10 protein-coding genes and 4 tRNA genes are annotated in these 13662 nt (G+C 61.1%); 12 read left to right on the top strand and 2 right to left on the bottom strand.

Features of this window, described 5'->3' with window-relative positions; translation table 11 throughout:
• Positions 1-25: 25 nt before the first annotated feature.
• From NLK58_RS05600 to NLK58_RS05585, 4 genes are all read left to right on the top strand, one after another.
• The gene (locus NLK58_RS05600) at positions 26-283 is read left to right on the top strand and encodes a hypothetical protein (RefSeq protein WP_117617641.1); all 258 of its coding nucleotides are present in this window, start codon (positions 26-28) and stop codon (positions 281-283) included.
• A 215-nt stretch (positions 284-498) separates the two neighbouring features.
• A tRNA-Val gene (locus tag NLK58_RS05595) sits at positions 499-574 on the top strand.
• Positions 575-641: 67 nt separating this feature from the next.
• Positions 642-718, top strand: a tRNA-Asp gene (locus NLK58_RS05590).
• Between the two features lie 7 nt (positions 719-725).
• A tRNA-Val gene (locus NLK58_RS05585) sits at positions 726-801 on the top strand.
• Between the two features lie 166 nt (positions 802-967).
• On the opposite strand, the gene NLK58_RS05580 is transcribed toward NLK58_RS05585, so the two are convergent.
• The gene (locus NLK58_RS05580) at positions 968-2374 is read right to left on the bottom strand and encodes a 3-oxoacyl-ACP reductase (RefSeq protein WP_341582229.1); all 1407 of its coding nucleotides are present in this window, start codon (positions 2372-2374) and stop codon (positions 968-970) included.
• A 310-nt stretch (positions 2375-2684) separates the two neighbouring features.
• On the opposite strand from NLK58_RS05580, the gene NLK58_RS05575 reads away from it, so the two are divergent.
• The 8 genes from NLK58_RS05575 to NLK58_RS05540 all read left to right on the top strand — a co-directional run bounded on the left by NLK58_RS05575 (position 2685) and on the right by NLK58_RS05540 (position 12261).
• Positions 2685-4022, top strand: coding sequence for an acetyl-CoA C-acetyltransferase (locus NLK58_RS05575; protein ID WP_227539450.1), 1338 nt, complete (start codon positions 2685-2687; stop codon positions 4020-4022).
• Between the two features lie 357 nt (positions 4023-4379).
• Positions 4380-4456: transfer RNA gene (locus tag NLK58_RS05570), tRNA-Met, on the top strand.
• Positions 4457-4718: 262 nt separating this feature from the next.
• Complete coding sequence (locus NLK58_RS05565; RefSeq protein WP_341582228.1) at positions 4719-4907, top strand: DUF2933 domain-containing protein; 189 nt, start codon at positions 4719-4721, stop codon at positions 4905-4907.
• Positions 4908-4919: 12 nt separating this feature from the next.
• The gene (locus NLK58_RS05560; protein ID WP_117617637.1) at positions 4920-5192 is read left to right on the top strand and encodes a DUF5676 family membrane protein; all 273 of its coding nucleotides are present in this window, start codon (positions 4920-4922) and stop codon (positions 5190-5192) included.
• A gap of 57 nt (positions 5193-5249) precedes the next feature.
• Positions 5250-6416 carry a Na+/H+ antiporter NhaA gene (gene nhaA / locus NLK58_RS05555; protein ID WP_341582227.1) on the top strand — a complete coding sequence of 389 codons (1167 nt, stop codon included), beginning with the start codon at positions 5250-5252 and terminating at the stop codon, positions 6414-6416.
• Positions 6417-6506: 90 nt separating this feature from the next.
• The gene (gene glgP, locus NLK58_RS05550; RefSeq protein WP_341582226.1) at positions 6507-9053 is read left to right on the top strand and encodes an alpha-glucan family phosphorylase; all 2547 of its coding nucleotides are present in this window, start codon (positions 6507-6509) and stop codon (positions 9051-9053) included.
• 73 nt (positions 9054-9126) lie between these two features.
• Complete coding sequence (locus tag NLK58_RS05545; RefSeq protein ID WP_341582225.1) at positions 9127-9792, top strand: DUF998 domain-containing protein; 666 nt, start codon at positions 9127-9129, stop codon at positions 9790-9792.
• 114 nt (positions 9793-9906) lie between these two features.
• Complete coding sequence (locus tag NLK58_RS05540; protein WP_341582772.1) at positions 9907-12261, top strand: phosphoketolase family protein; 2355 nt, start codon at positions 9907-9909, stop codon at positions 12259-12261.
• 66 nt (positions 12262-12327) lie between these two features.
• Here NLK58_RS05540 and NLK58_RS05535 read toward each other — a convergent pair whose 3' ends face one another.
• On the bottom strand, positions 12328-13566 hold the full coding sequence (locus tag NLK58_RS05535; RefSeq protein ID WP_341582224.1) for a cyclopropane-fatty-acyl-phospholipid synthase family protein: 1239 nt from the start codon (positions 13564-13566) through the stop codon (positions 12328-12330).
• Positions 13567-13662: the final 96 nt, after the last annotated feature.

Genomic DNA, 13662 nt, shown 5'->3' with positions numbered 1-13662 from the left:
TTGAAACGCTCGGGAAGTGAAAACAATGTCGCTCAAGGATTCTCTACGCCATCGTTTGGAAAAACTGACGGATGATGTTGTTCCGCAACTGCTGGAAACTTGGGGTGATCTGCGGAAACGTCTGGACGATCTGAATTGCTCCCTGGCGAATCGCGCGGTTCCGGAAGACAGGCGCAGCCGTGTGAGTGAGTTGTCTCTGCAGGAAAAGGCCAAGCAGGCGGGCCAGAATCGTCCGGAAATGAGGTTGGTCCGGACCGCCGGCAGGGCCTCCGGCAAAAAGTAGGATTGCTCAAAAACTGTCCTTTTTTTAGAGGCTTGCAGGTTTTCCCGGAAAATTTCCGGAAAATATTTGACACCGCCAGCCAAATGCTTAAAATGCGCCTCTCACTTGATTGAGACAGCGTCGCTGGCCAGCAAGTGAGCGCCTTTGGAAGGTTTTACGCCTTTGTCAGGTTTGTTTGTACGCCTTTGTCAGGTTTGAGAGAAAGGCTTGAAAGTGGGTGGTTAGCTCAGCTGGGAGAGCATCGCCCTTACAAGGCGAGGGTCACTGGTTCGATCCCAGTACCACCCACCACTTTCAAATGCATCACCGGATCCCCCCATCCGGTTTCAGGTTCAGGCCCACGGGCCGGGACTGATGCGGAGCGGTAGTTCAGTTGGTTAGAATACCGGCCTGTCACGCCGGGGGTCGCGGGTTCGAGTCCCGTCCGCTCCGCCATTTTCCCGGGTGGTTAGCTCAGCTGGGAGAGCATCGCCCTTACAAGGCGAGGGTCACTGGTTCGATCCCAGTACCACCCACCAGAATTCCGAAAAGGGCCGGTCCGCAAGGACCGGCCCTTTTTTCGTGCTGAAACCGGGGTCAGATGTGGAATCGGTGAAATCGGTGAAATCGGGGTCAGATGAAAGCTTTCATCTGACCCCAGGTTAATGACCCCAGGTTCATGACTCCCGGTTCATGAACCCAGGTTCACTTGCCGATCAGCGACTGCCCGCAAACCCGCACCACATTGCCATTCACGCCGTTCGACGCAGGGCTGCAGTACCAGGCGATGGTTTCGGCAACATCGACCGGTTGACCACCCTGAGACAGGCTGTTCATGCGGCGCCCGGCCTCGCGGATGGTGATGGGCATGGCGGCGGTCATCCGGGTTTCGATAAACCCGGGGGCGACGGCGTTGATGGTGATGCCATTTTTCACCTGCCGGGCCATGGCTTCCACGTAACCGATGACCCCGCACTTGGCGGTGGCGTAGTTGGTCTGCCCGAAATTACCGGCAATGCCGCTGATGGAGGAGATACAGACAATACGCCCGTTCTCTTTCAGTAGCTCCCGGTGCATCAATTCCTCGTCAATCAGCTCTTCCGCAGTCAGGTTCACTGCGATGGTCATGTCCCAGAAGTGTTCGGGCATATTGCCGAGGGTTTTGTCGCGGGTGATGCCTGCATTGTGGATGACCAGATCAATGCCCCCGAAATGTTCTTCAAGAAAATCAGCGATCAGCTTCGGGGCTTTGCCGTCGGTAATGTCACAGGCCAGGGCCCTGCCGTTGATGGCGCCGGTAACTGTCTCCAGCTCCTCCCTGGCCGGAGGGATATCCAGCCCGATCACGGTGGCGCCGTCCCGGGCCAGGGTTTCGGCGATGGCGGCGCCAATACCCCGGGATGCGCCGGTGACCAGCGCAACTTTGCCGGTCAGCGGTGCAACGGGGTTGGTTGCCGGTGCGGCATCGCTCTTGCCGATTTTTACGATCTGTCCGGATACGTAAGCCGAGCGGGGAGACAGGAAGAAGCGCACACTGGAATCCAGCTGCTTTTCGGCCCCCGGGGCTATCCATAGCAGGTTGGCGGTGGAGCCTTTGTTTCCGATTTCCTTGCCGACACTGCGGACAAAACCTTCGAGTGCCCGTTGCGCGGCGGCCTGCGGCGCCTTGCGGCAATTGGCGGGATTCTGGCCGATTACCAGAACGCGGGCGTTGCTGCCCAGTTTTTTGATGGTGGGGTGGAAGAAGTCGTACAGGGCCCGTAGGTCGGCCGGACCTTTCAGGCCGGTGGCGTCAAACACCAGGGCCGAAAACCGCTGGTTGATGTCGGAGCCCAGGTCCAGCGGCCGGGCTTTGTTGCCGGCTTTCGATGAGTCCGCCAGGCGATTGCTTTCGCTGGCGTGATGAAGGGTGGCCGCGCTGGCGCCGAGAATACTGCCTAAAGTGGCAATGGCTTTTCCGCCGTTGGCGGCGCCGATGAGCACCTCGCCTTCGATAAACGGCTGGTCGGTGCGCTTCAGGCGCTTCAGTGGCGCGGGCGCGGGGAGACCAAGGGATTGTGCGGCGGTTTTACCGACGGGGGTGTTTACTAGTCTAAGATAGAGGTCGGACATGGGGGCTTCCTTGTGGTTGCAATCGGTTCTCTGGATGCGGATCGTCTACAGGGTAAAGAATCGGACAGTTTTTGGATTGACTCAATGCCTGTAAGGTGTTGTCAGGGGTGCCAATGAGGCATTGTGCGTTGTCGCTACACTTGTTGCCAGCCTGGGTGCAGGGAGCATTGGGGGCTGGCCTCCCAAAACACGCTGTGAATACGTCCTTGTACGCTCGGCTCCGCCATCCATGGCTCCGAACGGTTTTGGGAGGCCAGCCCCCAATGCTCCATCCGGCAATGAAATTTTCCGCAAAAGGATTGGATTGATCATGGCAGAAGCATCGAAAACTCCACGCAAGAAAACCGCTACTTCAAAAAAGTCCAGCACAGCCCCTTCGGGTATTCGCCGCGTAGCGGTGCTGGGTGGTAACCGGGTTCCGTTTGCCCGGTCCAATACCGCCTATAGCAAGATCAGTAACCAGGAGTTGCTGACGTCCGCGCTGCGGGGGCTGGTGGATCGGTACAGTCTTCAGGGCAAGCGGCTGGGGGAAGTGGCGGCAGGGGCGGTGATCAAGCATCCCCGGGATTTTAACCTTACCCGGGAGTCGGCGATGAGCTGTGGTCTGGCGCCGGAGACACCGGCTTATGATATTCAGCTGGCCTGCGGGACGGGGCTGGAGGCAGCCATTCTGGTGGCCAACAGGATTGCCCTGGGGCAGATCGAATGTGGTATTGCCGGTGGTACCGATACCACGTCCGATGCGCCGATTGGTGTAAGCGAGGGGCTTCGGGAGATTCTGCTGGATCTGAACCGGGCCAAAACCACCGGCGAGCGGTTGAAGATTCTGGCGCGGTTCCGGCCCGCGCACCTAAAGCCCGAGGTTCCGGAGAACCGCGAGCCTCGCACCGGCATGTCCATGGGGGAGCATGCCCAGGTGATGGCCAGGGAGTGGGACATTCCCCGGGAAGATCAGGACAGGCTGGCCTGGGAGAGTCATCAGAAGCTTGCCAAGGCCTATGAAGAGGGGTTCTTTACAGATTTGCTGACGCCGCTGGCGGGGCTGGAGAAGGATAATATTCTGCGGCCGGATACGACCCTTGAGAAGCTGGCGACGCTCAAGCCGGTGTTTGACCGGGACAACGGCACCATGACGGCGGCCAACAGCACGGCGCTGACTGATGGCGCCTCCTGCGTGCTGCTGGCCAGTGAGGAGTGGGCGAAAGAGAATAACCATGAGGTGAAGGCCTGGTTGACGTTCTCCGAGGTGGCAGCGGTGGATTTTGTGGACAAGAAAGAGGGGCTGCTGATGGCGCCAGCTTACGCCGTGCCCCGGATGCTGGAAAAAGCGGGGCTGACACTTCAGGATTTCGATTTCTACGAGATCCACGAAGCCTTCGCCTCGCAGGTGCTGTGTACTCTGAAAGCCTGGCAGGATCCCGCCTTCTGCAAGGACCGTCTGGGGCTGGACAAGCCGGTGGGCGGCATCGACCGGGACAAACTCAATGTGAAAGGCAGCAGCCTGGCCACCGGCCATCCGTTCGCCGCCACCGGCGGGCGCATCATTGCGACCCTGGCCAAGTTGCTGGAGGAAAAGGGCAGTGGCCGCGGCCTGATCTCCATCTGCACGGCAGGCGGGCAGGGGGTAACGGCGATTCTGGAGCGGTAAGTTTCCGAAAAACCGGAACTTTCCTTTGACAGTGCCAGGCTCACCCCTTATCATGCGCGCCACGTTGATCAGGGGTTCTCTGAGAAACAACCAGTTTGATGCGGGGTGGAGCAGTCTGGTAGCTCGTCGGGCTCCCAATCCCGAGAAAGCCGAAGGGAGTCATCGACCTTCGGCTTATGAGCCCGACCAAGAGGCGGACTCTGAAGAAAAAATTGATGAAAAGTTTGATGCGGGGTGGAGCAGTCTGGTAGCTCGTCGGGCTCCCAATCCCGAGAAAGCCGAAGGGAGTCATCGACCTTCGGCTTATGAGCCCGACCGAGAGGTGGACTCTGAAGAAAAAATTGATGAAAAGTTTGATGCGGGGTGGAGCAGTCTGGTAGCTCGTCGGGCTCATAACCCGAAGGTCGTTGGTTCGAATCCAGCCCCCGCTACCACATAAAAGAAAGGCAGATCAGTTACGTACTGGTCTGCCTTTTTTGTTTGTCCGGCGGAAAGTGCTGCGGTGCTGTATAACCGGTTGAGTGCATTGATCAAAAACCGCAGTTGATTGAGATCAAACTTCGGTCCGGTTTGTGCGGAGAATTCAGGCTGGGCTCAGGTAGTTGTGGTTTGATGGTGGCGGTGAATGGAGACGATTGCCCGCACCGGAGATCAGTCGATGGCAGCCGGGTGCAACCGCAGACGAAGGAGGGTTATATGGAGTGGTTAGCGGAAAACTGGTTCTGGGTGGTTATCGGCATCCTGTTCGTGGGCATGCACATGTTCGGCCACGGAGGGCATGGTGGTCACGGTGGGGGCGGGCACGGCGGACATGGCGCGCCAGACAAACCGGACAATCCAGACAAACCGGACAAGCCGGACAGGCCCTCGGGCCATCAGCATTGACGGGGGTGGAACATGCTTAACACAAGACTGGTTACCTGGGCGCTGGGGCTGTTCACAGCGGTCACCTTCATTGTCTGCGTTATCTACGGACTGGTGACGCCCCAAAGCCTGCATATGCACACGTTTCTTGAGCAGGTGCTGCCAGGGTTCAAGTGGCTGACCTGGTGGGGATTTCTGCTCGGCCTGATTGAGAGTTTTCTGTATGGCGCCTATGCCGGGCTGGTGTTCTGCCCGATCTACAATCGACTTCACCGCCACTTCGGTGCCGGGCGAAGTGGGGACTGAGTCTGTGCTCGTCCACGCTGTAAGCTCGGCGGAGGATCTCCGGTGAGTTCTGGAGCCTTGTCGCGCTCGCAGCTTGTCGCCGGCCTGACCACGCTCGGGGCGATGTTGCTGGCGCTATTGCTCGACAACTCGCCCGTGCGAGCCTGGTATGACATCGTCCACCACGTGCCGGTGTCCCTGCGCGTAGGTGAGTTTGCCATCGACAAGCCGCTCATCCTCTGGATCAATGAGGGGCTGATGGTGTTCTTTTTCCTGCTCATTGCCCTGGAGCTGAAGCGCGAGGTGGTGGAAGGGCAACTGGCGACACCCAAGGCGATCGCCACACCCGGTTTCGCCGCCCTGGGCGGCATGGCAGTCCCCGCGCTGATCTACACTGCGTTCAACGCCGGCGATCCGGAGGCCATGCGTGGCTGGGCGATCCCCGCCGCCACTGACGCCGTGCTGGCGCTGACCGTGCTGGTGCTGCTTGGTCCGCGCGTGCCGTCTTCGCTCAAGGTTTTCCTGGTCGCGGTGGCGATCTTCGACGACCTGGGCGCGATTTTGGTTATCGCGCTGTTCTACACGGAGCAACTCTCCACACCGTCGCTGGTGATGGCGGGTTTTGGAATTACGGCCCTGGTGGCGCTCAATGTCTTCAAGGTCACTCGCACCGCAGCTTACGTCGTTGTCGGCGTGTTTCTCTGGGTCACGGTGCTCAAGTCCGGTGTGAATGCGACGCTCGCCGGGGTGGCCATTGGCCTGGCGATTCCCATGCGGGCCACGCAGGGAGGCCGCTCCTTCTCGCCGCTGCGGGACACGGAGCAGGCGCTCAATCCCTGGGTGGCGCTTGGCGTGGTGCCGGTATTCGCGTTCTTTAACTCGGGTATTGTGCTGTCGCTGGCGAGCGCAGCCACGCTGGGCTCTCCGACCTCGCTGGGGATAGCGCTCGGACTGTTCGCCGGCAAACCGCTCGGCATCCTGGGCTTCACCTGGCTCGCGGTCCGGCTTGGGGTGGCACGGCTTCCAGAGGCGGTGAGCTGGCGTCAGCTCGCCGGGGTCGCCCTGGTCGCCGGCATTGGCTTCACCATGAGCCTGTTCATCGCCGGCCTCGCCTTTCCCGATCCGGAGGCGTTTCGCAATGCCCGTCTCAGTGTGATTGCAGGCTCGCTGCTGTCGGCAGCCGTCGGCGTGGTGGTCCTGATGAAGACCACGCAACCACGGTTTAATCCCCCGGAGCACAGCTGATCCCGGCAGAGACAGCGTTACTCTGGTTGAGCGGCAGCGCAAGCGCTGCCAACGGGCGCAGGCCCCGGTCTTAATAAGGAAGGAGACCCCATGAACAATGAAACCCCTGTCAGTCAACCGCTATACGGCCTGTTGCATACGGATGTCGAGGGATTTGATGCCCTGGCTGAGCTGGCTCTGGATATGCGTTCGTCGTGGAATCACGCGACCGATCAGGTGTGGCGGCAGTTGGATCCCGGGCTCTGGGCGTCCACGCATAACCCCTGGGTCGTTCTGCAGACGGTTTCGCGGGAGAAGCTCCAGGGCGTTCTGGCCGATCCCGTGTTCCGTAAAGACGTCGGGGACCTGGTGCAAACCAGGCGGGATGCCGCCAGCGCACCGGCGTGGTTTCAGCAAGCCTACCCGCGGCCGCCTTTAACCTGTGCCGCTTATTTCAGCATGGAGTTCATGCTGAGCGAGGCGCTGCCCATTTATTCCGGCGGGCTGGGTAATGTGGCGGGCGATCAGCTCAAGGCCGCCAGCGATCTGGGGGTTCCGGTGATCGGCGTGGGGCTCCTCTACCAGCAAGGTTATTTTCGCCAGCTGATCGACCGGGACGGCGCGCAACAGGCTCTTTACCCGTATAACGATCCCGGCCAGTTGCCGGTCACGCCCTTACGCCATTCCAACGGGGAGTGGTTGCGGATACAGCTCGACCTGCCCGGCCACCCGATCTGGCTGCGTGCCTGGCAGGTCCAGGTTGGCCGGGTGAAGCTTTACCTCCTGGACAGCAATGATGCGGCGAACTATCCGCCGTACCGGGGAATAACCAGTGAGCTATACGGGGGCGCGCCGGATCAGCGCCTGATGCAGGAGGTGATCCTCGGGATCGGCGGCTGGCGGTTGCTCGCCGCGCTCGGCATCGAACCGGAAGTCTGTCACCTGAACGAAGGGCATGCGGCTCTCGCCGTGCTGGAGCGCGCGCGCCATTTCATGCAGCAGACCGGGCAGCCCTTCGACGTTGCACTGGCCGCCACGCGCGCGGGCAATCTCTTCACCACCCACACGGCGGTGGCCGCCGGCTTCGACCGTTTTGCACCAGGCCTCATCGAACACTGTCTGGGTGGATACGCGAGCAACCAGCTCGGCATCAGGCTCCACGATTTGCTGGCGCTGGGCCGCCGGAATCCGGACGATCCGGCCGAGGATTTCAATATGGCGTATCTGGCGATCCGCGGCAGCGGGGCGGTGAATGGCGTGAGTCGCCTGCATGGCAAGGTGAGCCGGCACCTGTTTGCACCGCTGTTTCCGCGCTGGCCGGTGGACGAGGTGCCGGTCGCACACGTGACTAACGGCGTTCACATGCCGACCTGGGATTCGGCGGCGGCGGATGATCTTTGGACGGAGGCCTGTGGCAAGGATCGCTGGCTGGGGACGACGGACGCCCATGAACAGCACATTCGCGCGCTCTCCGACGCCCGTCTCTGGCAATTTCGCACGGCGGCCAGCAAGGCGTTGGTTGAATACGTCCGTGATCGGCTGTCCCGGCAACTGGCCGCTTCCGGCGAGGCGCCCGAGGCCGCTGATACAGCGAAACAGCTGTTTGATCCCAGTGTATTGACGCTGGGGTTTGCCCGCCGCTTCGCCACCTATAAGCGGCCGAACCTGCTGCTGCACGACCCGGAGCGCCTGCTGCGCCTGCTGACTGATCCGCAGCGCCCGGTACAGCTCATTATGGCCGGCAAGGCTCATCCGCAGGACCGGGCAGGCCAGGCCCTGATCCAGCAATGGATGCATTTCATCCGGCGGCCCGAGGTACGCTCCCGTGTGATCTTCCTCAGTGACTATGACATGCACTTGGGTGAGCGCCTGGTGCAGGGCGTGGATGTCTGGCTCAACACGCCGCGCCGGCCCTGGGAGGCGAGCGGCACCAGCGGCATGAAGGTGCTCGTCAATGGTGGCATCAATCTGTCGGAATTGGACGGCTGGTGGGCGGAAGCCTACACTCCGGATGTGGGGTGGGCACTGGGGGACGGCCAGGAACATGGCGACGATCCGTCCCGGGATGCGGCCGCAGCCGACGCGCTCTACGACCTGCTCGAACACGAAGTGATCCCCGAGTTCTATACTCGTGATGAACAAGGCATTCCCGCCGCCTGGGTGAACCGGATGCGCGAGAGCATGGCGCGGTTGACGCCGCGCTTTTCCACCAACCGTACGGTGCGCGAATACACCGAGCAACACTACCTCCCGGCCGCCGCTGCGTACCGTGAGCGCGCTGCCGGCAAAGGCGGAATCGGCGTGGAACTGGTTGAATGGCGGCACGCGCTGGACCACAAATGGGCTGCGATACGCTTCGGCGACGCGAAGGTCGAGCCTGAGGGCGAGCAACACGTCTTTGAGGTTCAGGTGTATCTCGATGAGCTTGATCCAGAGGCCGTGCGGGTTGAGCTGTATGCCGACGGCACGGACGGCAGCGCACCCGAACGGGTGGAGATGCAGCGCGTAGGGCAACTGACGGAGGGAAAAGGTGGCTACACCTATCGCGCAGGGGCGCCCGCGGCCCGCCCGGCGACGGACTATACGGCGCGACTCATACCGCATCACGATGGCGTGGTGACTCCCCTGGAAGCGGATCACATCCTGTGGCAGCGGTGAGGGGCGGGTGTGGCTGCCCCGGAAGACGGGGAGCCGGGGCAGCGTCCGGGCACACAAGAGGCACGCAGGAGAGATGAAATCGAATATGATCAGGGAATACACATTTTCATGGCCGGTGCGCCGGCTTGCGCTGCTTGGGTTGGCGGGGGTTGCGGTATTCGGGGCGTCAATTATTGCCCTGCACCTGACCGGCAGCGGGGTCGACTGGACGTACGATTATGTCAGCGACCTGGCTAACCAGCCGTTCGGCTGGCTGTTCATGGTTGGCGCCTTCGTGCATGGCTGGGGCAACCTGGCGCTGACCCTGGCCCTGCGCGGCGCGCTGCGCCCGGGGCCGCCGCGGACCTGGGCAGTACTGCTGTTCGGACTGGCTTCGGTCGGTATTCTGCTGGCGGCGCTGTTTCCCATCGAGGCACTCGGTCAGGCACCGAACCTGCCCGGGCAAATACATCGGGGGGCAGCCAGCCTAGCGTTTGCACTGGAACTCGCCGCGCTGTTCGTGTTTTCGGCGGCCTTTCGCCGTCAGCGCGTCTGGCGCCGCCAGCGCCCTGTCTCGCTGACGCTCTCGGTGATCGCGGCGACGGCGGTGACGGCGTTCGTGATCGCCATTCAGCTGGATATCGCGCCGGGGCTGGCGGAGCGTATCGCGCTGGCGGTTTTCCTGGTCTGGGAAGTTTGGGCTTGCCTGCAAATCATCCGGCCGCAACAGAAACCTGAGCCTGCCCGGGTAGGGCCCTGACCTGACGCACTCCTATCCCTGACCTTTGTGGAGGAACTGATCTTGAAACAATCCATACAAACCGAACAAGCCAGTGCCGGGCCGACTCCGCTGGCGGCGGACGAACTCCGCCGGATGGATGCCTACTGGCGCGCGGCCAACTACCTCTCGGTGGGGCAGATCTACCTGCGCGACAACCCCCTGCTCACCGAGCCGCTGACCCTGGCGCACGTCAAGGCGCGCTTGCTGGGGCACTGGGGGACCACGCCTGGGCTGAACTTCATTTACGTGCACCTGAACCGGATGATCAGGGCGCAGGATCTGAGCGTCATTTACATCACCGGCCCCGGACACGGCGGGCCGGGTCTGGTTGCCAACACCTGGCTCGAAGGCAGTTACAGTGAGGCTTATCCGAACATTCCGCAGAACGCCGTCGGCATGCAGCGGTTGTTTAAGCAGTTCTCGTTTCCCGGCGGCGTGCCGAGCCACGTGGCGCCGGAAACCCCGGGCTCCATCCACGAAGGCGGCGAACTCGGTTACGCCCTGTCCCATGCCTTCGGTGCGGTGTTCGACAACCCGGATCTCATCGCCGCCTGCGTGGTCGGTGACGGCGAGGCCGAAACCGGGCCGCTCGCCACCGCCTGGCATTCAAACAAATTTCTCAACCCCGCGCAGGACGGCGCGGTGCTGCCGATCCTGCACCTGAACGGCTACAAGATCGCCAATCCCAGCGTGCTGGCGCGCATTCCCCACGAGGAGCTGGAGAGCCTGTTTATCGGCTACGGCTACCGGCCTTACTTCGTCGAGGGCGACGAGCCCGCACTGATGCACCAGCGTATGGCGGCGACCCTGGACACGGTGATCGGCGAGATCCGGGCGATCCAAAACGAAGCCCGCACCAAGGGAACGGCCGTGCGCCCGCGCTGGCCAATGATTATCCTGCGCACCCCAAAGGGCTGGACCGGCCCGAAAGAAGTCGATGGCCGGAAGACCGAAGGTACCTGGCGTTCGCACCAGGTGCCCTTCGCGGAACTGGCTAGCAAGCCGGAGCACCTGGAGCTGCTTGAGCACTGGATGAAGAGTTACCGTCCCGACGAGTTGTTCGACCGGACCGGGGCCCTGAAACCGGAGTTGGCGGCACTGGCACCGCAGGGCGAACGGCGTATGGGCGCCAACCCGCATGCCAACGGCGGTCTGCTGCTCAGAGACCTGCAACTGCCCGACTTCCGTGAATATGCCGTCGCGGTGAGCGGCCCCGGCACGGAACAGGCGGAATCGACCCGGATCATGGGCGGTTACCTGCGCGATGTCATGCAACTGAACACGGAGACGCGGAACTTCCGCGTTATGGGCCCGGACGAGACCAACTCCAACCGGCTTGGTTCGCTGTTCGAGGTGACCAGCCGTGCCTGGATGGGCGAGACGCTGCCGGGAGACGATCACCTGGCGCCGGACGGCCGGGTCATGGAGATCCTCTCCGAGCACACCTGCCAGGGCTGGCTGGAAGGGTATCTGCTGACCGGCAGGCACGGGCTGTTTTCCTGCTACGAAGCATTCATCCACATCATCGACTCGATGTTCAACCAGCATGCCAAGTGGCTCAAGGTTACCAGTAAGGAGATCCCCTGGCGCCGTCCCATCGCCTCGCTCAATTATCTGCTGACCTCGCATGTCTGGCGCCAGGACCACAACGGCTTCTCGCACCAGGACCCCGGCTTTATCGATCACGTGGTGAACAAGAAGGCCGACGTTATCCGCGTCTATCTGCCGCCTGATGCCAACACCTTGCTGTGGGTGACCGACAGCTGCCTGCGCTCGCGCAATTTCGTTAATGTGATCGTGGCCGGCAAGCAGCCGCAGCCCCAGTGGCTCGACATGGACGCAGCCATCAAGCACTGCAGTGCCGGTATCGGCATCTGGGGCTGGGCGGGTAACGACCAGGGCAGCGATCCGGATGTGGTGATGGCCTGTGCCGGTGACGTGCCGACCCTGGAGATCCTGGCGGCGGTGGATATCCTGCGCCGCCACCTGCCCGAGCTCAGGGTGCGGGTGATCAACGTGGTGGATCTCATGACCCTGCAGGACCAGGCGGAACACCCGAGCGGGCTGTCACACAAGGACTTCGACACCCTGTTCACGACCGATAAACCGATCATCTTCGCCTATCACGGGTATCCGTGGCTGGTCCATCGCCTGACCTACCGGCGCACCAATCACAAGAACCTCCACGTGCGTGGCTACAAGGAGGAAGGCACCACCACCACGCCGTTCGACATGGTGGTGCGCAACGACATGGACCGTTTCCACCTGGTGGCCGATGTCATCGATCGGGTTCCGCAACTGGGGTCACGGGCCGCCTATCTCAAGCAGTGGCTGCGCGACCGGCTGATCGAGCACCAGCATTACATTATCGAGTACGGCGTGGATATGCCGGAGGTTACCCAATGGCGTTGGGGGGCAACCGCGGATCGCACCCGAAGTCAAGAATAATTCCCATGGCTGCAGGCTCCCATGCCTGCAGCCAATAACGCTCGTCGCTGCGGAAAAGCCGGGTCGCTACTCCCGGCTTAACTCCACCTGCATCACATTGATACCTCCGGCGCGAAACATGCCGGCACAGCTGGCCAGGTAAAACCGCCACTTTCGCACGAACATCTCGCTGTACCCCAGCGCCCGTATCGCCGGTATCTGTTCGTCGACGTTCGCCAGCCATTTTTCCAGCGTAATGGCGTAATCCTGCCCGAATTCGAACACATCGTTCACCACCAGGCCGCTATTGGCGGCAACAGCTTCAAAACGCTCTCTGGAAGGCAGCATACCACCGGGGAAAATATGTTCCCTCAAAAAGTCGTTGCCGGAGCGATATCTCTCAAATCGCTCCTCGGCGATGGTAATGGTCTGTATCATTGCCTTGCCGCCCGGTCTCAGGTAGTCGTGCACATCCCTCATGTAGGCGGGCCAATACGACTCGCCAACGTGCTCAAACATCCCGATTGATACCAGGTAATCAAAGGGGCCGGACAGGTCCCGGTAGTCCTGTAAACGAACCTCGGCATTTTCCGCCAGTCCGGCGGATTCGAGTCGCTGGCGGGCATAATCCGCCTGTTCGTCTGACAGGGTCGCACCGGTCACATGGCATCCGTGTGTGGCTGCGATTTCCATGAAACCACCCCAGCCACAGCCTATTTCCAGAATGCGGCTTCCCGGTTCCGGTGCCAGTCGCTGAAGGATGCGTTCATATTTCGCTTTCTGGGCCTCGTAAAGCGGGAGGGACGTATTGCCGTCAAACAGGGCGCAGGAGTAAGTCATGCTCCTGTCCAGCCAGAGCTGATAAAAGTCGTTGCCTAAATCATAGTGCTCCTGAACGTTCTTACGGCTGCGTTTCAGTGTATTGGAAGACAACCGGTACTTGCACCAATGCCACAACCTGAGCCATACGCTGGTGTGCAAAACCCGCTCAAAAACAACGATATTGCCTGCGGCGAGGCGCATCAGGGCAAGCAAGTCGGGTGTGGACCATTTGCCTGCCATGTAGTCCTCGCCCAATCCCACGTCACCGTGGGTGATCAGGCGATCAATGACATCCCACTGCAGCAATGTCATTTCCGCATGCACACCGTCTTGCTTTCCTTCATGGCGCGTCGTCTTTCCATCCGGCCATGTAAGCGATAACGAACCGAACTGGAGAGATTTCAACGCCTGCAGAAAAAGATTACGGTGAATTGCGCTCGTCTTTTCCGTTGACTTTTCCCGGGACACCAGGTGCCCGCCTTCCGGCAAGGATTCCCTGCTCATGCCTTTCCATCCTTACGCTGTTCCCAGCAAGTTTCAGTGGGTTAAAAAGTAGGTAAACTATCATTTATTAGGCAACTGCTGTTCGTCAAACCTTAT

The organism is Marinobacter metalliresistant, from assembly GCF_038098645.1.
Taxonomy (GTDB): Bacteria; Pseudomonadota; Gammaproteobacteria; order Pseudomonadales; family Oleiphilaceae; genus Marinobacter; species Marinobacter metalliresistant.
The sequence above is the reverse complement of the archived record's forward strand: the minus strand, read 5'-3'. Positions and strand labels throughout refer to the sequence as shown.

Excerpts from the sequence above, each read along its gene's own strand:
- NLK58_RS05540 (WP_341582772.1), top strand. The coding sequence starts at position 9,907 with ATGGATGCCTACTGGCGCGCGGCCAACTACCTCTCGGTGGGGCAGATC.
- NLK58_RS05600 (WP_117617641.1), top strand. The coding sequence starts at position 26 with ATGTCGCTCAAGGATTCTCTACGCCATCGTTTGGAAAAACTGACGGAT.
- NLK58_RS05545 (WP_341582225.1), top strand. The coding sequence starts at position 9,127 with ATGAAATCGAATATGATCAGGGAATACACATTTTCATGGCCGGTGCGC.
- NLK58_RS05580 (WP_341582229.1), bottom strand. The coding sequence starts at position 2,374 with ATGTCCGACCTCTATCTTAGACTAGTAAACACCCCCGTCGGTAAAACC.
- NLK58_RS05565 (WP_341582228.1), top strand. The coding sequence starts at position 4,719 with ATGGAGTGGTTAGCGGAAAACTGGTTCTGGGTGGTTATCGGCATCCTG.
- NLK58_RS05575 (WP_227539450.1), top strand. The coding sequence starts at position 2,685 with ATGGCAGAAGCATCGAAAACTCCACGCAAGAAAACCGCTACTTCAAAA.
- NLK58_RS05560 (WP_117617637.1), top strand. The coding sequence starts at position 4,920 with ATGCTTAACACAAGACTGGTTACCTGGGCGCTGGGGCTGTTCACAGCG.
- NLK58_RS05535 (WP_341582224.1), bottom strand. The coding sequence starts at position 13,566 with ATGAGCAGGGAATCCTTGCCGGAAGGCGGGCACCTGGTGTCCCGGGAA.
- glgP (WP_341582226.1), top strand. The coding sequence starts at position 6,507 with ATGAACAATGAAACCCCTGTCAGTCAACCGCTATACGGCCTGTTGCAT.